This is a genomic window from Hydrobacter penzbergensis (assembly GCF_900106985.1).
GTDB lineage: Bacteria > Bacteroidota > Bacteroidia > Chitinophagales > Chitinophagaceae > Sediminibacterium > Sediminibacterium magnilacihabitans.
This window is the reverse complement of the sequence record NZ_FNNO01000013.1, coordinates 37,280-56,499: the sequence shown is the minus strand read 5'-3', so window position 1 is coordinate 56,499 and position 19,220 is coordinate 37,280. Positions and strand designations below refer to the sequence as shown.

16 protein-coding genes are annotated in these 19,220 nt (G+C 47.1%); 6 read left to right on the top strand and 10 right to left on the bottom strand.

The window, feature by feature from the left end:
* Positions 1-24: 24 nt before the first annotated feature.
* Complete coding sequence (locus BLU98_RS13365) at positions 25-465, bottom strand: QcrA and Rieske domain-containing protein (protein WP_092725402.1); 441 nt, start codon at positions 463-465, stop codon at positions 25-27.
* A 60-nt stretch (positions 466-525) separates the two neighbouring features.
* Entirely contained in the window at positions 526-1,131 is a 606-nt protein-coding gene (locus BLU98_RS13360) for an HD domain-containing protein (RefSeq protein ID WP_257574988.1), read from the bottom strand.
* A gap of 57 nt (positions 1,132-1,188) precedes the next feature.
* On the opposite strand from BLU98_RS13360, the gene BLU98_RS13355 reads away from it, so the two are divergent.
* From BLU98_RS13355 to BLU98_RS13340, 4 genes are all read left to right on the top strand, one after another.
* A complete protein-coding gene (locus BLU98_RS13355) occupies positions 1,189-2,010 on the top strand; it encodes an N-acetylmuramoyl-L-alanine amidase (protein WP_092725577.1) in 822 nt (273 codons plus the stop codon).
* A 67-nt stretch (positions 2,011-2,077) separates the two neighbouring features.
* Positions 2,078-3,232, top strand: a complete 1,155-nt coding sequence (locus tag BLU98_RS13350; RefSeq protein WP_092725575.1) for an acyl-CoA dehydrogenase family protein — start codon at positions 2,078-2,080, stop codon at positions 3,230-3,232.
* Positions 3,233-3,412: 180 nt separating this feature from the next.
* Positions 3,413-4,552, top strand: a complete 1,140-nt coding sequence (locus BLU98_RS13345; RefSeq protein ID WP_092725397.1) for a hypothetical protein — start codon at positions 3,413-3,415, stop codon at positions 4,550-4,552.
* A gap of 13 nt (positions 4,553-4,565) precedes the next feature.
* Complete coding sequence (locus BLU98_RS13340; RefSeq protein WP_092725395.1) at positions 4,566-5,216, top strand: YggS family pyridoxal phosphate-dependent enzyme; 651 nt, start codon at positions 4,566-4,568, stop codon at positions 5,214-5,216.
* 5 nt (positions 5,217-5,221) lie between these two features.
* Here the strand turns inward: BLU98_RS13340 and BLU98_RS13335 are convergent, their stop codons facing one another.
* Complete coding sequence (locus BLU98_RS13335) at positions 5,222-6,511, bottom strand: amidohydrolase (protein ID WP_092725393.1); 1,290 nt, start codon at positions 6,509-6,511, stop codon at positions 5,222-5,224.
* A 129-nt stretch (positions 6,512-6,640) separates the two neighbouring features.
* Between BLU98_RS13335 and BLU98_RS17895 the strand changes: the two genes are divergently transcribed.
* Complete coding sequence (locus BLU98_RS17895) at positions 6,641-7,078, top strand: YqaE/Pmp3 family membrane protein (RefSeq protein WP_257574987.1); 438 nt, start codon at positions 6,641-6,643, stop codon at positions 7,076-7,078.
* A gap of 2 nt (positions 7,079-7,080) precedes the next feature.
* Here the strand turns inward: BLU98_RS17895 and BLU98_RS13325 are convergent, their stop codons facing one another.
* Together BLU98_RS13325 and BLU98_RS13320 are read right to left on the bottom strand one after the other, a co-directional pair.
* Positions 7,081-8,643 (bottom strand): acyl-CoA mutase large subunit family protein, encoded by a 1,563-nt coding sequence (locus tag BLU98_RS13325; RefSeq protein WP_092725391.1) that lies wholly within the window; start codon positions 8,641-8,643, stop codon positions 7,081-7,083.
* The gene (locus BLU98_RS13320; RefSeq protein WP_257574986.1) at positions 8,640-9,212 is read right to left on the bottom strand and encodes a DUF7935 family protein; all 573 of its coding nucleotides are present in this window, start codon (positions 9,210-9,212) and stop codon (positions 8,640-8,642) included. Before BLU98_RS13320 ends, BLU98_RS13325 begins: the two co-directional genes overlap by 4 nt.
* Before the next feature lie 15 nt (positions 9,213-9,227).
* On the opposite strand from BLU98_RS13320, the gene BLU98_RS13315 reads away from it, so the two are divergent.
* Positions 9,228-9,575, top strand: coding sequence for a HesB/IscA family protein (locus BLU98_RS13315; RefSeq protein WP_257574985.1), 348 nt, complete (start codon positions 9,228-9,230; stop codon positions 9,573-9,575).
* A gap of 100 nt (positions 9,576-9,675) precedes the next feature.
* Here the strand turns inward: BLU98_RS13315 and BLU98_RS13310 are convergent, their stop codons facing one another.
* The 5 genes from BLU98_RS13310 to BLU98_RS13290 all read right to left on the bottom strand — a co-directional run bounded on the left by BLU98_RS13310 (position 9,676) and on the right by BLU98_RS13290 (position 19,201).
* The gene (locus tag BLU98_RS13310) at positions 9,676-12,867 is read right to left on the bottom strand and encodes an efflux RND transporter permease subunit (RefSeq protein ID WP_092725387.1); all 3,192 of its coding nucleotides are present in this window, start codon (positions 12,865-12,867) and stop codon (positions 9,676-9,678) included.
* 17 nt (positions 12,868-12,884) lie between these two features.
* On the bottom strand, positions 12,885-13,994 hold the full coding sequence (locus BLU98_RS13305; protein WP_092725385.1) for an efflux RND transporter periplasmic adaptor subunit: 1,110 nt from the start codon (positions 13,992-13,994) through the stop codon (positions 12,885-12,887).
* Positions 13,995-14,020: 26 nt separating this feature from the next.
* The gene (locus tag BLU98_RS13300) at positions 14,021-15,337 is read right to left on the bottom strand and encodes a TolC family protein (RefSeq protein ID WP_092725383.1); all 1,317 of its coding nucleotides are present in this window, start codon (positions 15,335-15,337) and stop codon (positions 14,021-14,023) included.
* A 172-nt stretch (positions 15,338-15,509) separates the two neighbouring features.
* Positions 15,510-15,818 (bottom strand): hypothetical protein, encoded by a 309-nt coding sequence (locus BLU98_RS13295; RefSeq protein WP_139173924.1) that lies wholly within the window; start codon positions 15,816-15,818, stop codon positions 15,510-15,512.
* Between the two features lie 191 nt (positions 15,819-16,009).
* Positions 16,010-19,201 (bottom strand): efflux RND transporter permease subunit, encoded by a 3,192-nt coding sequence (locus BLU98_RS13290; protein ID WP_092725379.1) that lies wholly within the window; start codon positions 19,199-19,201, stop codon positions 16,010-16,012.
* Between the last annotated feature and the right edge of the window lie 19 nt (positions 19,202-19,220).

Genomic DNA, 19,220 nt, shown 5'->3' with positions numbered 1-19,220 from the left:
TTGTCGAATTGCCGAATTGAAAAATTATCCGGTTATTGTCATAGTAGAGCCGTTGATGGCTATGTTATACACTTTAAGGGCGGTGGCAGTTCCACCGTTATCAGGACCACTGATCACAGTGCCATTAGTGTTGAACTGGGAATGATGCAAAGGGCAAATAAACTTGTTTCCGCTGCTACTATAATTGATAGGAGTACCCTGGTGTGTACAGGCAACCTGCACGGCTGCGAAAGAAGAAACAGCATTTCCAGCAGCTACTCTTGCTACAATTACACCGCTCTGTACCAGTGCATCACCCACATTCGGCAATTGCGAATTAAGGTTGACAGCAAAGTTAACACCACCGCCACCACCTGGATTGCCGTTGGAGGGGGAATTACCGCCTTTACTGCAAGCGCCCAAACATACTGCACAAACAGCCAATACCGGAGAACCAAGATCGCCAATGAATTTTCTTCTGTCCATAAGAAAGGTTTTAAGGATATACGATCCTCATAAGCAACCGGTTGCTTCCTGGCGGTAATTTTATTTTTCGGCTACCAAAGCCTGGCGGGGTATAATGAATTGGATCAAATCATCGAGCTGTATAGCGGCTCTTTCACAGGCGTCCGCAATATCCTCCCTGGACACATTCGCTGCGAAAGATTTTTCTTTCAGTCTTTTTTTAACACCTTTCAGATCCATACCCTCGTAACCGCCTGGACGCATCAATGAATAGGCATGTATCAACCCTGATAACTCATCTAATGCATACAATAACTTATCCATCTGTGTTTCGGGTATCACCCCGAAATGCAAGTGACCATGAGAAGCAATAGCCCGTATGATTTCAGAATCTATCTGGCGTTGTTCCAGTTCTTCGATGATTTTTTTACAGTGCAGATCGGGCCACTGGTCCCAGTCAGCATCATGCAATAATCCTGCCAGTTCCCAACGCCATTGACCCGCTTCATCGAGCTGCTCTTTTTCGGCTGCCCAGCTACGCATCAATGCGGCTACCTGTAACATGTGCAGTTTCAATTTTGGGTTCAGTACCCAACTATTGAACAGTTCCAATGCGTCTTCACGCGACAATACCCGGCCTTTGTTGGCAGGATCTCCAAATACGGTTCTTCCCAATTGCAATGACATGGTATGCATTTTGTTTCAAAGATATCAGTACTTTTCATTTTAATACATGTTTTGATTATGAAACTGATACTGAAATCTATCACTCTTTACTTTTTACCCGTTTTTGTTGTTGCCTGTTCGCGCAATCCTTATGCTGCTACCAACAGGTCGTACAGACAACAATCAAAAGATTATGCCAGTACCCTGAACGCGATGCCGGTTGAAACGGCTTTTTCCGATTCCATGCGTGTGCCACCGTTCTGGGTAGGTACCACCAACTTCAATATGCGCAAGCCCGGTTTTGTGATCATCCATCATACCGCACAAAATTCCTGTCAGCAAACATTGCGAACGTTTACGTTGCCCCGTACGGCTGTCAGCGCACACTATGTGATCTGCAAAGACGGAACCATCCACCACATGCTCAACGATTACCTGCGTGCCTGGCATGCAGGCATTAGTAAATGGGGCAATTACAGTGATATCAATTCAGCCTCTATCGGAATTGAACTCGATAACAACGGCTTTGAGCCCTTCGACAGTTTACAGATCAACAGCCTGCTCAGTTTGCTTTCCCGTCTCAAAAAGAATTATGGTATCCCCTCTGCCAATTTTATTGGTCATGGTGATATTGCGCCCACCCGTAAGAACGATCCCAATTACCGTTTTCCCTGGAAAAAACTGGCTGAACAAGGTTTCGGATTGTGGCAGGATGAGGCGCTCGTGCCCGCGCCGGCCGACTTCAACCATATCGGGGCGCTGCGTATCATTGGTTATGATATAAGGGACACTTCCGCAGCCATACAGGCTTTCAAACGGCATTTCCTGCAGGATACCACTAAAACGATGAACGATAAAGACAGAAGCGTCTTATACAACCTGGAAAAAAAATATATGTAGCACTCATGCTAACAATTGTTAGGTTTGTGAGCGTCAATCCTTATTTTTGGGCCCTCAAATGAAAACCATGCAATTCCAGTTAAGTGAAGAACACCTGATGATCCAGAAAGCGGCCCGCGATTTTGCAAGGACCGAATGTTTGCCTGGCGTTATTGAAAGGGATGAAAAACAACAATTTCCCCGTGAGCAGGTTTTAAAACTGGCCGAACTGGGTTTTATGGGTATGATGGTAGATCCGCAGTATGGCGGCGCCGGCATGGATACGGTGAGTTATGTGCTGGCCATGGAAGAGATCAGCAAGGTAGATGCCAGCGTGAGCGTTTGCATGAGCGTGAACAACAGCCTGGTGTGCTGGGGACTCGAAGCATACGGTACCGAAGAACAGAAACAAAAATACCTCACACCGCTTGCGCAGGGCCGTAAGGATGGTGAATTATACATCGGCGCTTTCCTGCTGAGCGAGCCGGAAGCCGGAAGTGATGCCACCAGTCAGCGTACCATTGCAGAAGACAAAGGCGATCATTACCTGTTGAGTGGAACCAAGAACTGGATCACCAATGGATCTTCCGCATCTGTGTACCTGGTGATGGCACAAACCGATGCATCGAAAGGAAGCAAAGGCATCGATGCTTTCATCGTAGAAAAAAAATGGCCGGGCGTAACGGTGGCCGCCAAAGAAAACAAATTGGGTATCCGCGGAAGCGACACCCATACCATATTGCTTACCGATGTAAAAGTGCCCAAAGAGAACAGGATAGGAGCGAACGGATTCGGATTCACTTTTGCCATGAAAACACTGGCCGGCGGACGAATCGGCATCGCTTCACAAGCATTGGGCATTGCCAGCGGCGCCTATGAATTAGCATTGGCTTATAGTAAACAACGAAAAGCTTTTGGTAAAGAGATCATGCATCACCAGGCCATCCAGTTCAAGCTGGCCGATATGGCCACACGCATAGAAGCCGCCAGGCTGTTGTGTTTGAAAGCCGCGTGGGAAAAAGACCAGAACCTCGACTACAGCTTAAGTTCATCTATGGCCAAAGTGTATGCGAGTGAAACGGCTATGTGGACAGCCACTGAAGCGGTACAGATACACGGCGGATACGGTTTCGTAAAAGAATACCATGTAGAGCGCCTCATGCGCGATGCCAAAATCACGCAGATATATGAAGGTACCAGCGAGGTACAACGCATTGTGATCAGTCGCAGCATACTCAAATAATCAATCGTCGCTTCTTATATCGTCATCCTGAGCGAGCGAAGCGAGTCGAAGGACCTGCTGAGCATTCGTGCAGATCCCTCGGCTGCGCTCGGGATGACGTTCAAGGGGACTGGATGACGATCGAACAGTATTTGTTATTATTGCGTCATGTATCGATGGCCATTGATAGTGTGCTGCTGCATGTTTTTGCAAGCAACTGCAGCAGGGCAGGATAGTCTCTTTGTACAAAAGCTGCTGCAACGCATAGAGCAGTTGCAGGTGAAAGAGAATGGCATATTTCCGGGCGGATCTTTTCCTTCTTACCGTTTGTATGCATGGAATAAAGACAGGTACAAGGCCGATGTGAATCCTTTTTTTACCGGGCTCATCGCCATGACACTGCGCGACATAAAACCATGGTTGGATACAACGCAACAAAGGATTGCCGGTCGCATCATTGATCGCACCATACCGGCTTATGCCAAATTCCGCAACCGCAGTGGAAGACCTACTTATAATTTCTGGCCTACAGATACGCCTGCCATTTTTCCTCATTCGGGATGGATCAATCACTTCAATAAAAGCCAGGCATTGCCCGATGATCTTGACGATACCGGGATTATTCTCCTGGCCATGGGCGCTGCCGATTCAACCGTTAAGCAGGTACACCAATTGATGCAGTCATTCACGAACAACGATGCCGGCAAGGTGAAGAATACATTCAAAGCATACAGGAATATGGGCGCTTATTCTACCTGGTTTGGCAAGAAAATGCCGGTGGATTTTGACATCTGCGTATTGTCGAATGTGCTGTATATGATGCAATCGTACAACATCTCATGGACAGCGGCCGATTCTGCCAGCCTCGATCTGATCGTTCGCATACTGAAAGATCGCCAGCACCTCGATGCAGCTTCGTATGTGGCTCCGCATTATCGAAAACTATCCATTATCCTGTATCACTTGTCACGGTTGATGTCGGTAAAACCCATACCTGCATTGGAACAATACAAACCTCAACTGGTTGCTGATGCACAGAAAGAACTGGCAACGAATCAACAGTTTCTTGAACAAATATTATTGAGCACGGCCCTGATGCGCTGGGGCGTGCAGCCTCCCGAAATAACATTGCCGCTCAATGGAACACTGAACGAACTGGCCGAAGATGAATCTTTTTCTTTCTTTATCGCCAATATCGCTTCGATGTTTCCCGATCTGTTGAAACGATGGGCCGGCGCTTCCGGTATCACCCGGTTCTATTATTATTGTCCGGCTTATAATGACCTGTTGTTATTGGAAAACCTGGTATGGAGAAAACGGATGGACTTACATTTGCATTAAACTATACCATTTCATGCCGGTGGATATTGCCCAATACCAATCTGTTTTACAAACCCTATCATCCAGTCATACTACACTGGTAGCAGTGAGCAAGACCAAGCCCGCAGCCGATATTCAAATACTGTACGATTTGGGACAGCGTGATTTCGGTGAAAATTATGTGCAGGAACTGACCGAGAAAGAAGCGATACTTCCCAAAGATATCCGCTGGCATTTCATTGGCCACCTGCAAAGCAATAAAGTAAAATACATAGCGCCTTTTGTGCACCTGATACATGGTGTAGATAGTTTCAAGTTGCTGAAAGAGATCGATAAGCAGGCCGCTAAATGTAATAGAAAGATCAATTGTTTATTGCAAGTTCATATTGCGCAGGAGGAAACCAAGTTCGGACTCGATGAACAGGAATTAAGCGAAGTAGTAGCTGCATTGGATACCTTGCAACACGTGCTGGTAAAAGGATTGATGGGCATGGCCAGTTTCAGCAACGACACTTCCAAATTGCGTGAAGAATTCCGCACCCTCAAATCATTGTTCGATCGGTATAAAAATACACAACAACCCTGGTCGGTATTGAGCATGGGCATGAGCAGTGATTATACCATTGCCATCGAAGAAGGCAGTACACTGGTGAGGATCGGCAGTCTGTTATTCGGCGCCCGTTGATGCAGTTATTTTGTTTTGGCGTAATCGAAAACCAATTGGCAGAATGCTTTTACGCCTACATCAAAACCGCTTTCATCAATATAGAAATCGGCTGTATGATGTGAAGGCGCTGTTTTCGGATCCTTGCCTTTGGGCAATGCACCCAGGTCGAAAAAGAAGGAAGGTACTTTCTCTCCGTAATAGGAAAAATCTTCAGAGCCGGTGATCCAGTTCATTTCTTTTGTCTTATCTGCACCGGCGGCAGTTACCAAAGAAGAAAGGGTTTTCTTCACCAATGCAGGATCGTTATAAGTAACCAGTGTTTTCGTTTCGATGCTTACTTCAGCAGTAGCGCCACAACTGGCGGCAATATGTTCTGCCGTGTTTTTAATACGTTCATGCACTTCTTTCTGCATTTTGCTGTCGAGCGTACGAATGGTGCCGATCATTTCACATGTTTCAGGAATGATGTTGCTGCGCACTCCCGAATGAATAGCGCCTACGCTGACCACAACGGGCGCCTTCGTAATATCTGACTCGCGGCTCACAATATGCTGCAAGCCTTCGATGATCTGAGCAGCAGTGGTAATTGGATCAATGCCCATCCAGGGTGCAGAACCATGCGCACCACGGCCTTTCACTTTGATGGTAAACCAGTCTGAGGAAGCCATGAAAGCGCCGGATTTATACCAGATTTCCCCTACGGGTATGCTGGCAGCGATGTGCAATCCGAATACCGCTTCTACTTTGGGATTGTCCAGCGCCCCTTCTTTGATCATCAGGGGCGCACCGCCTTCTTCGGTACCGGGAGTGCCCTCTTCGGCAGGCTGGAACAGGAATACCACAGTGCCCGGTACCTGTTGCTGCATTTGTTTCAGAACGGTAGCAGTACCCATCAGCATAGCAATATGTGAATCATGACCGCACGCATGCATAACGCCTACGGTTTGTCCGCCGTAAGAAGTGGTTACTTTAGAAGCAAAGGGAACAGGGGTACGTTCTGTTACCGGCAAGGCATCAATATCGGCGCGCAATGCCACCACCGGACCCGGGCGGCCGCCTTTTAAAACAGCTACTACACCGGTACGGGCAATAGGGGACTTCACTTCCAATCCCAACGATTTTAAATAACTGGCTATATAGGCACCTGTATTGACTTCCCGGTTGGATAATTCGGGATGTTCATGAAAATAACGGCGCCATTCAACAACTTTGGGCGTCACATCTGTCACTAATTTGGAGTAATTCGCGGGCATCTGTTGCGCAGAAACGGCAGATGCAAAAAACAGGAAAATAACCAAGGTCTTTTTTCTCATGCGGAACATTTTATGGGGGTCTGATAATAAAAGATGAATGTAACACTAATATAATCAGAATTCATTTTGAATATCATGGGTTTTGCTTATATTAGTGAAGCTTTATTTAGCATCTCTAAAACCAATCTTATGAAAAGAATGCTCCTCTGCACATTTCTTATTGCTCAATTAGGTCTTACCAGCAGTTATGCTGCCGCTGTTGTAGCTACAACGGATCCGGAAAAAACAACAAAAGACGCTGCCGCTGCTCCCGACAAAGAAATCAAGTTCAACGATGTGGTCGTTACCGATGCGATCCGTGAATTCAAAAGTTTATCAAGGGTTGACAGGAAAGCGCGTGTTGCCGAAGCCAAAATGATGATCAAGGAGTACAAAGCAGCTAAAAAGGCGAGCGGGGAACCCAGCACGAATACAGTGTTGCTTGCCATCCTGGCTGTATTGTTGCCTCCATTGGCTGTTTACCTGAAAGAAGGGGTTATCAACGGCAAATTCTGGTTAAGCCTGGTGCTTACTTTGCTGTTCTGGATCCCCGGCGTGATCTATGCATTGATCGTGGTACTCAGCTGATATTATTTATACTCTCCAAAGACCTTACGCAGGGTGTCTGCAATTTCACCCAGTGTACAATCATGTTCCACGGCTTCAATTACCCATGGCAGCAGGTTATCGCTGCCATGGGCAGCCGTATGGATGTTGGCCAGGCAGGCCTGTACTTTTTCGTTATCCCGCTTTGCTTTTAAACGTTTCAGCTTTTCTGTCTGAACAGTGCGGATGGTATCGTCGATCTTGAAACCGGGAACGGGTTCTTCTTTATCAACAGTGAATTTGTTTACACCTACAATGATCTTTTCGCCGCTTTCAATATGCCGCTGGTATTCATAAGCGCTCCGCGCAATCTCATCCTGCATGAATCCCTGTTCAATGGCGTGCACGCTTCCGCCGAGCGCATCGATCTTGTGCACCAATTCCCAGGCTTTGGCTTCTACTTCTGCTGTAAGTGATTCCATAAAATAACTGCCGGCCAGCGGATCCACCGTATCAGGAGCGCCGCTTTCAAACGCAACGATCTGCTGTGTTCGCAACGCAATGCGGGCCGCTTCTTCGGTAGGGAGGCTGAGGGCTTCGTCGTACCCGTTTGTATGCAGACTTTGTGTACCACCCAATACAGCTGCAAGGGTTTGTATGGTTACCCGGCTGATGTTGTTGAGAGGCTGCTGGGCTGTTAGGGTAGCGCCGCCGGTTTGGGTATGGAAGCGGAGCATCATGGCTTTTTCATCGGTAGCGCCGAGTTCTTTCATCATTTTCGCCCACATCCTGCGGGCAGCCCTGAATTTGGCCACTTCCTCGAACAAGTGGTTATGGGCATTGAAGAAGAAAGACAATCGTTTTCCAAACACATTGATATCCAGTCCTTTTTCAAGTGCTGCCTGAACATAAGCTTTACCATTGCTGAGGGTAAAAGCGATCTCCTGAACGGCGGTACTCCCGGCTTCCCTGATATGATAACCTGATATGGAGATGGTATTCCAGCGGGGCAGTTCCCGGCTGCACCATTCAAAAATATCGGTGATGATGCGCATGGATGGTTGAGGCGGGTAGATATAAGTGCCCCTGGCTGCATACTCTTTCAGGATATCATTCTGGATAGTGCCGGTAATCTTTTTCAGATCGGCTCCCTGTTTTTTAGCGAGTGCAACATAAAATGCCAACAATATAAAACCGGTGGCATTGATGGTCATGGAAGTACTCACATCTTCCAGCCGGATACCTTTGAACAAAGTTTCCATGTCTTCCAGGCTGTCGATGGCAACACCCACTTTCCCTACTTCGCCTTCGGCAAGCGGATGATCACTGTCGTACCCGATCTGTGTGGGGAGATCAAAAGCAACGCTTAATCCCATCACACCTTGCGACAACAGGTAATGATATCTTTTATTACTTTCTTCAGCGGTGGAAAAACCTGCATACTGTCGCATGGTCCACAGCTTGCCCCGGTACATATCGGCCTGCACGCCGCGGGTATAGGGATACTCACCAGGATGCTCATTCGCTTCTCCCTGCGGCAGATCAGAAGGGTAATAGACTTTCTGTATGGCTATGCCGCTATCGGTGGTTAATTTTTTTTCACTCATAACAACTTTTTGGCTTCATAACTCAGCGCTTCGCTTACGATCTCGTGAAAATCTGCTTTAGGGTCTTGCATCAGGTATTGCAACAATGACCGGTTCAGTTCCTGTCCCGTTGCGTTGGCAGGAAGCGCATTGGCCACCTGGTTGATGAGCAGCAGGTTCTTTTCTTTTAATTGCTTCACCGCATTCCATGCCTCCCGGCTCACGTAAATCTGTTGCGTTACATTATAATCAAATTCATCACGAATGGTTTTAATCAGTATCAGTTGCATTTCCTGCGCGGTAAGTCCGCCGGTATTGGTACGGCTCACCAGGTTGGGAATGGCAATACGGTCAACCAGCAGGGTCAGGCGTTCATAAGCCTGCAAGGGCAGGGAACTGCTGTTGGATTTATTTTTCAGCTCTTCTCTTTTGTTCTTTCGTTGCAGGTAGAACAGCCAGGCCAGGAATGCAGCGATCATGAGGGCGATGATCACGGTAAAAAGGATGGTGGTATCGAGCATCGGTTGTTTTTGGCAAAAGTAAGGTTGTATGGCGGTAGTTGGAGAATAGAAGGTTTCGTATATTTGCATATACAAAAGATGAGTATGGAAACGATAGCAACAATACCTCCGGTGACCTTAACAGAAGGCGCCATTGAAGAATTGAAACGTTTAATGGGAGAAGCCGGGTTTGACCACAGCCAACAATTGCGTATTGGCGTAAAAGGCGGCGGATGCAGTGGCATGACTTATGTGCTGGGTTTTGACCACCCCGATGCCAATGATATGTCATTTGAACTCGGAGGCATTCCCTGCATCATGAACAAGAGTCACCAGTTGTACCTGCACGGAATGGAGGTGGACTGGCAAGGCGGACTCAACAGCCGAGGATTCACTTTCAGCAATCCCAATGCCAGCAAAACCTGTGGCTGCGGCACTTCCTTCGCAGTATAATCCTTTCTTAATGAAATAAAAAAAAGGAGGCGACTGGCCTCCTTTTTTTATTAAAAACATCCTCCTAACTTTGCCCCATGTTTCAACATGGGGATGAGGATTAATTTATAGGGGTTGTTCCATTTGTAGTTTCTGCAGGATCCACATGTTTGGTGTCTACATTTTTGTAGGCCAATCTGAAGATCAGCGGGAATACCCACAGCGAGAAGATCATGGCGCAGAGGATACCTCCGATCACCACCCTGGCCAGCGGCCTGGAGCTTTCCGAACCGATGCCATGAGAAATGGCAGCAGGGAAGAGACCGATCGCCGCCATCAGCGCCGTCATCATTACAGGTCGTATCCGCGAATTCACTCCCAGCTTAATAGCATTGTACAGCGATGCCGTTTGCCCTTTGATGTGATCGAGGTTCTGTTTGAATACTGTGATCAGCAACACACCATCCTGTATACAAATACCGAACAGGGCAATGAAACCGATACCCGCAGAGATACTGAAGTTCGTATTCGTAAGGTGCAGGGCGAATATACCTCCTACAATCGCAAAGGGTACGTTGAGGAAGACCAGTCCTGCGTCTTTGAAGTTCCCGAACATGGTAAACAATAACAGGAATATCAGCAACAAGCTGATGGGCACTACCATGGCCAGTCTTTTTGAAGCACGCTGTTCGTTCTCAAAATCACCCTGCCATGCCATGCGATAACCTCTTTTCACCTGCACTTTGGCGTTCACTTTTTCCTGGCTTTCGGCAATGGTGCTTCCCATATCTCTTCCGCGTATAGAGAACTTGAGCGCAGAATAGCGTTCGTTGTCGTCGCGGAAGATCAGGCAGGGACCGGTTTTTTCTGAGATGGAGGCGATCTCTTTGATCGGCACTTTGGAGCCCGATTGCGTGGGCACCAACAGGTTGCCGATATCATCCGGTGTTTTCCTGAATGCTTCCGGCAGGCGTAAACGGATATCAAAGGTTTTGATGCCTTCATAAAGAGTAGAAGCGGTTTGTCCGCCGATGGCCATGGCAATGACGGCGTTGGCATCGGCCGTAGCCACACCATAGAGCGCCATCTTCTGTTGATCGAGGTTGATGTCCAGCTCCGGCTGGCCAATGTTACGGATAACGCCGAGGTCTTCAATACCTTTTACTTTCTTTAAGATATTGTACACATCGTTGATCTTTTCCTCCATATAATCCAGCGAATCGCCGTACACTTTCACACAGATAGATCCTTTCACACCCGATACCGCTTCTTCCACATTATCCATGATGGGTTGCGAGAAGTTGAGGTTGACTCCTGGGATCACCGATAGTTTGGCATTCATCTGGTCTATCAATTCTTCTTTGGAAATTTTCGGCTTCCAGTCTTCGCTGGGATACAATATCACATCGAATTCATTGTTGTAAAATCCGGTTACATCGGTACCATCATCCGGACGGCCCGTTTGCGATACAGCGTGTTTCACCTGCGGGAATGATATCAATATATCCCTAACCTGTTTGGATATTTCTACCGATTTGTCGAGCGATACACTATAAGGTAACTGCACCCTGAGCCAGATCGATCCTTCGTTCAGCTCGGGAAGGAATTCAGTACCCAGGTGTCTGAAAGAATAGAGGCCGAAACACATCACTAAAAAAGCCAGCGGAATGACCAGTTTTCTTCTCTTGAATGCCAGTGCAAAACCATTCAGCATGAAGCCGGTGAGATGATGCACGATGGGATTGTGTTTTTCGTGCACGTTCTTGCGCAGCAGCATATTGATGAGCACCGGCACCAGTGTAAGCGTGGTGATCAGCGCACCCAACAAAGCGAAGCCAAGGGTATAGGCCAGGGGTGAGAACATCTTACCTTCCACTTTCTGAAAAGCGAAAATGGGCAGCAGTCCTGTGATGATGATCACTTTGGCATAGAAAATAGCTTTGGCCAGTTGCCCGCCGCTGTTTTTGATGATGCCCATTTTGGTGATCTTATTGAAACGTTCCATGCCCATGTCCCGCGCTTTATGATCGAGTATCACGAACATGCCTTCCACCATCACCACCGCACCGTCGATGATGATACCAAAGTCCACAGCGCCGAGCGACAGGAGGTTGGCGCTCATACCCATCAACCGCAGGCAGATAAAGGCAAACAGCAAGGCCATCGGAATGATGATCGATACGATCAAAGTGGTGCGCCAGTTGAACATGAACAACGACACCAACAGGGTAACCAGCAGTATACCTTCTGTAAGGTTGTGCAATACTGTATGCGTGGCATAGGAGATCAGGTCGGCACGATCGTAATAGGGAACAATTTTCGTATCCTGCGGCAATACAGTAGTATTCAGTTTTTTGATCTGCGCTTTCACCGCATCTACTACTTTCGAAGGATTCTCTCCTTTGCGCATCAGGATAATGGCTTCTACCACATCGGCCTCATCGGTACTGGTGCGGTGACCGGCCGAATCAACAATAGCGTCGGAACGGCTCACGTGTCCCAGGCGGGGCATATTGGATATCTCCACAGTAGCTACATCCTTCACCAATACGGGTACTCCATTATTGGTTTCAACGATGATGTTCTTGATCTCGTTGATATTGTCGAGCAACCCAATACCTCTTACTACATAGGCCTGGTTGTTCTGTATGATCACATCACCGCCGATATTGATATTGCTTTTTTGAACGGCGTTGAACACATCCAGAGGCGTGATACCGAGATTGTATAATTTACCGGGATCCACCTGTATTTCATAGGTTTTGGTACGGCCGCCAAAGCTCACGATATCGGCTACACCAGGTACAGCCCGCAGGCGCCTGTCGATGACCCAGTCCTGCATGGTTTTCAGTTCGCGCTCATCGCGGAGGTCACTGCGCAGGGTGTAACGGTAGATCTCTCCGGTGGGACCGGTAGGCGGTTGCACTGAAGGGGAAATACCATTGGGCAGGTTGGCATTACCCAGCAGGTTCATTACTTGCTGGCGCGCCTCGGGGTCTTTTACGCCGTCTTCAAAGATCAGCTTAACAAAAGACAGTCCGAATATACTGCTGGAACGCAGGCTCATTTTTCGTTGAACCGGATTCATGGCAATTTCTACAGGGATGGTAATAAATTTTTCCACCTCCTCAGCACTTCTGCCCGGCCATTGTGTAATGATACTGATCTCGGTATTGGTAACATCGGGGAATGCTTCAATGGGCATATCACGGAACGTGATCACACCCACGATCACCAGCAACACCGAAACAAATAAAATGAAGTATTTATTCTTCAGTGAAAAAGCTATGACGCCTTTCAGAAATTTATTCATCTCAACTGATTTTAATGTTAGTTATTTAAAGACCCATAGATCAACAAAGCCTGAGACGCAATGATCTTGTCGCCTTTGTCAACGCCTGAAGAGATGAAGGTTTTATCGCCTACTGTATTGATGAATTTAACAGGAGTGATCCGTACATCCGATTTGCTGTGGTACACCAGCACATAATACTGACTGTGATCGAATATCAGGGCGCTGGTAGGGATGGTGATGTTTTCTTTGTTTTCCCTATTGGTAAGGGTAACACTCGCAAACATTTCCGGCTTCAGCATATAATCCTGGTTGGCTAATACCACGCGCACTTTCATTACTTTGTTGTTAGGGTCGAGCACGTTCAGCATCTTATCTACCTTGCCTTTGAACACTTTCTTGGGGTAGGCGAGGGTAGTAACGTCTACGTTCTCACCCAGGTGAATAAGGCTGATATTGGATTCATACACATTGGCTTGTACCCAAACATTTTTCAGGTCTGAAATAGTAAACATGTTGCCGCCGTTGTCAGACCGGATGGCCATATTGTTGGTGGCAAACTTCTCCACGATGAAACCGCTGATCGGCGCTTTTACCACGTATTCGCCTTGTGTATTTCCGCCATTGATCTTCAGCACACGGTTGATACGGGCCAGTTCCGATTTGGCCTGCTCATGTGCCGCTTCGGCCGCCAGCAGGTCTTTCTGCGATGCGAGTCCGCTTGTAAACATATCCTGCGTGGCATCGAGGTTCTTTTTGGCTACCCGCAGGTTGGTTTCAGCATTCACCAGGTCATTGCTGAAGCCGGCCATTTCAGAACTTTTGATAACAGCCAGCGTTTGTCCGGCCTGCACATAATCGCCCAGCGCCACTTTGATGTCTTGTACATTACCACTCACCATGGGATAGATCTTCACTACATTGTCTTCATTGAACGACACTTTACCTGTTAAAGTAAGTGAGTTCACAAACGGAGCAGTCGAAACCGTATCTACCACCAGTGTTTTAAAAATAGAATCGGGTATCACATATTTTTCCCTTTCATCGGCCTTGCCTTCATTGTTGGATTTGCATGACTGCATTCCGAGCGCGGCGGCTAATATCAGGATACCGGTGGTGATAAAAGATGATTGCATTTTCTTTTGCATAAAAAATATTTCTGGTAGTAGGTGATCTAGTTATAAAAATTAGTTCCTGTATAAAAGTTGATGTCTTCAAACGCGCTTATCCTGTTGAACTGGATGGAATTGATCTGGAGGATATTCGATTTATAGGCATCGTAAAAATCCAGGAAATCCAGCAGGCCAATGTTGCGGCGCTGGTAGTTGATCAGCACTTCATTCAGCAGCCTGTCGAAATCGCCGGAGAATTTTGGGTCGATGTTCTTATACAGTTTGTTGTTGTCATACGCTTTTTGCAGCGCCCTGTATAGCTGTTCTTCCACCGAAGCCTCCACGCTTTTTTCAGTAGTCTGGTTCACCTGGATCATCGCTTTGGCCGATTTGATATTGCCCTGGTTCCTGTTGAAAATGGGCAGGTCCATGGAAACGCCTACCGAATGGAAATTCTGTACATAACTACCTAACCGGTCGTACCCTAATGAAGCCGTTAAATCAGGCACTGCCAGTGCTTTTTGGTAATTGTAGTTCAGCTTGCTGATCTGGGTATTGGCGCGTGCGATCTTCAGGTCAGTACGGCTTTTGAAAGCAGTATCTACCAACGTAGTCAGACTGTACGCGGCCGGGTCGAGCGCGGCGTTTTTTTGTGTATCAACGATGGGCGATATATACAGGTTTTTAACCTGCATCACCAGTCTCAGTTCGCTTTGCGTATCATTGATCTGGTTAATGAGGTCGTTGTACTCGCTTTGCAGGCTGTAAAGCTGCGCTTTGATACGCACTACTTCTTTCTCTGCAATGTATCCCTTGCCTTGTTGCGATTCAAAAGCGGTTACTACCTGCTGCATAGCGCTGATCTCTTTGTTGTACACTTTGGCCGATTGCTGCAGGTAATAGATATTGAAGAAATCGGTACGCAAAGTGTATTTCAGTGTGCGCAGCAGGTCGTAGAACTGGTATTCAGCGAGTTTGGCATTGGCTTCAGCAAGCTTGATCTGCTTATTCCTTTTGCCGGCCAGTAAGATCAGTTGCGATATGGCTGCGGTGTTTTCGGCATAATTGAAAAAACCGGCGTTCACCACATTGGAAAATTGATCGTGAATGCCGAATATGGGTCCGCGCGCATAAGCGAGGTTGGGATTGGGCCAAAGCTTCGCCTGGATGATCAACGCCTTCTGTGCGTCGATATTATAGCGTTGCGCCAGCAACAGCAGGTTATTTCTTAAAAAAATCTGCTCGGCAGAATCCAGGGAGATAGCTGTGCTGTCTACCTTAACGGGAGAAATGAGGGGTTGATTCTGCGCCTGTGAGCAGAAGGCGGCACTTGTAAGGCATATAATGAATGCTATCCGATACAAAACAGTCGTCATCATTAATATTTGTTTTATCAATCCGGGCGTCAATTGCTATACAAGAACTCATTGGTAAATGATCATTACCTGTTATGCAATGTATTACCTGAACCTTCGACCGGATTGTTAAAGTTCTGGATTATAATTTATCTGCAATTTTAATTGTATAAATAATGTACTCAAAATACGGCCGTCAGCATTTGGGAGGGGGTGGATTGATTTCCTTAAAGAAAAGATAACCATATACATCTGCAACATGATTTGCATGTGTAATAACGCTTTCCTCTTTTTCAGGTTGAACAGCAAAGGCATTGGGAATGCCCAGTTTGAAGCTGACGTGTTTTTCGAATGATGCCTGGGTGTTGGAAGCAGGCTTTTCGGGTTCGGGAAAGCTGTTTTTATAGTCTAAAAGGATTTCCGAGATATACTCAATGACAGTGTCCAGGTCATTGAATTCCTCGTAAAGACTGGCGCTGGCGTAAATAGGTTGAAAATCAATCACGCTGACACTCAGATTGAATATTTGCAGCGCCAGCAGCAATACCAGGCCCTTTTTAGCGATGTATAATATTTTTATAAGTAAAAATTAAGCTATTGCGCCGCAATTTAACTGGTATCGCTTAAAAAACAATAACAAAAGGGCCGCCTCGTATGTTTTGAGGCAGCCCTTTTCGCTGTTGAATCTTATTTATATCAAGCTACTTCACCTTCTTCAGAAGGGTTTCTGTGTTTGGTATCTACTTTTTTATAGGCCAGCCGGAAGATCAGCGGGAATACCCACAATGAAAAGAGCATGGCACAAAGGATACCGCCAATAACTACCCTCGCCAGCGGTCTTGAACTTTCAGAGCCGATACCAAAGGATATCGCAGCAGGGAAAAGACCAATCGCCGCCATCAGCGCCGTCATCATCACGGGTCGTATCCTTGTATTCACACCCAGCTTAATGGAGTTGTACAGGATATCTTCACCCCGGAACTCCAGCAGGTTTTCTTTGAATCGGGTGATCAGGATGATGCCATCTTGTATACAGATACCAAAGAGGGCGATGAAACCGATACCGGCCGAAATACTGAAATCGGTGCCGGTAATGTGAAGGGCCATGATGCCTCCCACAATAGCAAAGGGCACATTGGTGAATACCAGTAATGCATCTTTAAAATTACCGAACATGCTCAGCAGCAACAAGAAGATGAGGATGAGACTGATGGGTACCACCAGTGCCAGGCGATGCTGGGCACGTATCAGGTTTTCAAAATCGCCCTGGAATTCCATGGTATACCCTCTGCGCAGGTGCACTAGTTTGTTCACTTTTTCCTGCGCTTCCCGGATGGTGCTGCCCATATCTCTTCCACGAACAGAAAATTTCAGTGCTGCGTACCGCTGGTTATCGTCGCGGAAGATCAGGCTGGCGCCGGTTCGTTGGGCAATAGTGGCGATGGATTTGATGGGCACTTTACTGCCGTTCATCGTGGGCACCAGCAATTCTCCGATCTGTTCCGGTGTTTGCCGGTATTGTTCCGGTAACCTCACCCGTATACCGAAGATCTTGATGTCTTCATACAAAGAACTCGCCGGAACGCCGCCGGGCCCGAGACCTCCGATGGCCATACTGATGACCGCGTTGGCCTGGGCTGTGGTAACACCGTAGAGCGCCATTTTTTGCTGGTCGAGGTTGATGTCGAGCTCAGGCTGACCGGTATTATGTATGATACCCAGGTCTTCGATGCCCCGCACTTGTTTCAGCACGCTGAAACATTTGTCTATTTCTCTTTCCATGTAGGGGATCGAATCGCCATAGATTTTCAAACAGATACTGCCCTTGACACCGGAAACGGCTTCTTCCACATTATCCATGATCGGTTGTGAAAAGTTCAGGTTAACACCCGGTATCACCGACAAGGCTTTGTTCATCCGGTCTATCAGCTCTTCTTTGGAAATCTTGGGTTCCCATTCCGACTGTGGGTACATCAAAATATCGAACTCATTGTTGTAATACCCGGTTACATCCGTACCATCGTCGGGCCTTCCCGTTTGTGAAACACAATACTGCACTTGCGGGAAACCGGTGATGATGTCCCGGGCCTGTTTCGCTATTTCAACGGATTTGTTTAGTCCTGTGCTATAGTTCGTTTGAATGCGTAACCAGATGCTTCCTTCATTCAACTGTGGCAGGAATTCAGAACCCAGGTATTTGAAAGAGTATAGTCCGGCTATCATCGCGATAAAAGCAACGGGTAATACCAGCTTCCGGTTCTTGTACGATTTGATAAAGCCCATGAGCATGAAGCCCATCATGTGGTGCACAATGGGATTGTGTTTTTCTTTTACATTCTTGCGCATGAGTATGCTGATCAGGACCGGCACCAGTGTGAGGGTAGTGATCAACGAGCCTAACAAAGCAAAGCCAAGGGTATAGGCCAGCGGAGAAAACATTTTGCCTTCTACTTTCTGGAAAGCAAAAATGGGAAGGAGGGCAGTAATGATGATCACATTCAGGTAGAAGGGGCGCTTACCAATTTCCGCTGCATTTTTGCGTATCAATCCCAGCTTGCTCAGCTTGTTAAACCGTTCCATCCCCACTTCCTTGGCTTTATGATCGAGTATCACAAATATTCCTTCCACCATCACAATGGTTCCGTCGAGGATGATCCCGAAGTCTACGGCACCCAATGACAAAAGGTTCGCACTCATACCCATGATATGCAAACAAATGAATGCAAACAACAATGAAATGGGTATGATCACCGCTACTACAACGGTAGCTCTCCAGTCGAACAGGAACAAGGAGATCAGTACTACTACTAATAACACGCCTTCTACGAGGTTATGCAACACCGTATGAGTGGCATATTCGATCAGGTCACTTCGGTCATAATAAGGAACGATCTTCGTGTCAGCCGGCAGTACGGTTTCGTTCAGGTATTTGATCTTTTGCTCGATGTTTTTCACTACTTCGGAAGGGTTCTCGCCCTTACGCATCAGGATGATAGCTTCTACCACATCGTCTTCTTTTGTAACAACCCTTTTGCCGTTTTTATCGGTCAATCCGTCGGCCCTCGTTACCCATCCAAGCCGCGGCACATTGGATATTTCCACTGTAGCAACATCTTTTACCAGCAGGGGCACACCATTGTTGTTCTGTACAATGATATTCTTGATCTCTTCGATATCGTTCAACAAACCGATGCCTCTTACTACGAACGCCTGGTTGTTCTGGAAGATCATATCGCCCCCCACATTGATATTGGTGTTTTGCACGGCCGTGAAAACATCCAGGGGTGTGAGCCCGAGGTTGGCCAGCTTGCCAGGGTCTACCTGTATCTCATAGGTTTTGGTTTTTCCTCCGAAGGCGGCAACATCTGCCACACCGGAAATACTGCGCAAACGACGATCGATCACCCAGTCCTGCATGGTCTTTAGTTCTCTTACATCCCGGAAACTGCTTCGCAGAGTATAACGGAACAATTCCCCGGTAGGTCCGGTTGGTGGTTGTACACTGGGTTGCACATTGGGTGGTAGTACCGCATTGCCCAGCAGGTTCATGACCTGTTGCCGCGCCTGCGGGTCTTTCACACCATCTTCGAAAATCAGTTTGATGAATGACAAACCGAAAATGCTGGTAGAACGCATGTGTATTTTGCGTTGTACCGGGTTCATAGCGATCTCAATGGGGATGCTGATGAATTTTTCCACTTCTTCCGCGCTGCGGCCGGGCCATTGTGTGATGATGCTGATCTCGGTATTGGTTACATCCGGGAATGCCTCTACGGGCATATCAATGAACGTCATCACACCGGAAACGATGAGCAGTGAGGTAAGGAATAAAATAAAATATTTATTTTTAAGCGAGAACCCGATGATTCTCTTAAGAAACTTCGTCATAAGATGAAATTTAGGTCTG

Excerpts from the sequence above, each read along its gene's own strand:
- BLU98_RS13305 (WP_092725385.1), bottom strand. The coding sequence starts at position 13,994 with ATGCAAAAGAAAATGCAATCATCTTTTATCACCACCGGTATCCTGATA.
- BLU98_RS13345 (WP_092725397.1), top strand. The coding sequence starts at position 3,413 with ATGTTTTTGCAAGCAACTGCAGCAGGGCAGGATAGTCTCTTTGTACAA.
- BLU98_RS13290 (WP_092725379.1), bottom strand. The coding sequence starts at position 19,201 with ATGACGAAGTTTCTTAAGAGAATCATCGGGTTCTCGCTTAAAAATAAA.
- BLU98_RS13300 (WP_092725383.1), bottom strand. The coding sequence starts at position 15,337 with ATGATGACGACTGTTTTGTATCGGATAGCATTCATTATATGCCTTACA.
- BLU98_RS13320 (WP_257574986.1), bottom strand. The coding sequence starts at position 9,212 with ATGCAAATATACGAAACCTTCTATTCTCCAACTACCGCCATACAACCT.
- BLU98_RS13365 (WP_092725402.1), bottom strand. The coding sequence starts at position 465 with ATGGACAGAAGAAAATTCATTGGCGATCTTGGTTCTCCGGTATTGGCT.
- BLU98_RS13340 (WP_092725395.1), top strand. The coding sequence starts at position 4,566 with ATGCCGGTGGATATTGCCCAATACCAATCTGTTTTACAAACCCTATCA.
- BLU98_RS13335 (WP_092725393.1), bottom strand. The coding sequence starts at position 6,511 with ATGAGAAAAAAGACCTTGGTTATTTTCCTGTTTTTTGCATCTGCCGTT.
- BLU98_RS13325 (WP_092725391.1), bottom strand. The coding sequence starts at position 8,643 with ATGAGTGAAAAAAAATTAACCACCGATAGCGGCATAGCCATACAGAAA.
- BLU98_RS13310 (WP_092725387.1), bottom strand. The coding sequence starts at position 12,867 with ATGAATAAATTTCTGAAAGGCGTCATAGCTTTTTCACTGAAGAATAAA.
- BLU98_RS13315 (WP_257574985.1), top strand. The coding sequence starts at position 9,228 with ATGGAAACGATAGCAACAATACCTCCGGTGACCTTAACAGAAGGCGCC.
- BLU98_RS13355 (WP_092725577.1), top strand. The coding sequence starts at position 1,189 with ATGAAACTGATACTGAAATCTATCACTCTTTACTTTTTACCCGTTTTT.
- BLU98_RS13360 (WP_257574988.1), bottom strand. The coding sequence starts at position 1,131 with ATGTCATTGCAATTGGGAAGAACCGTATTTGGAGATCCTGCCAACAAA.
- BLU98_RS17895 (WP_257574987.1), top strand. The coding sequence starts at position 6,641 with ATGAAAAGAATGCTCCTCTGCACATTTCTTATTGCTCAATTAGGTCTT.
- BLU98_RS13350 (WP_092725575.1), top strand. The coding sequence starts at position 2,078 with ATGCAATTCCAGTTAAGTGAAGAACACCTGATGATCCAGAAAGCGGCC.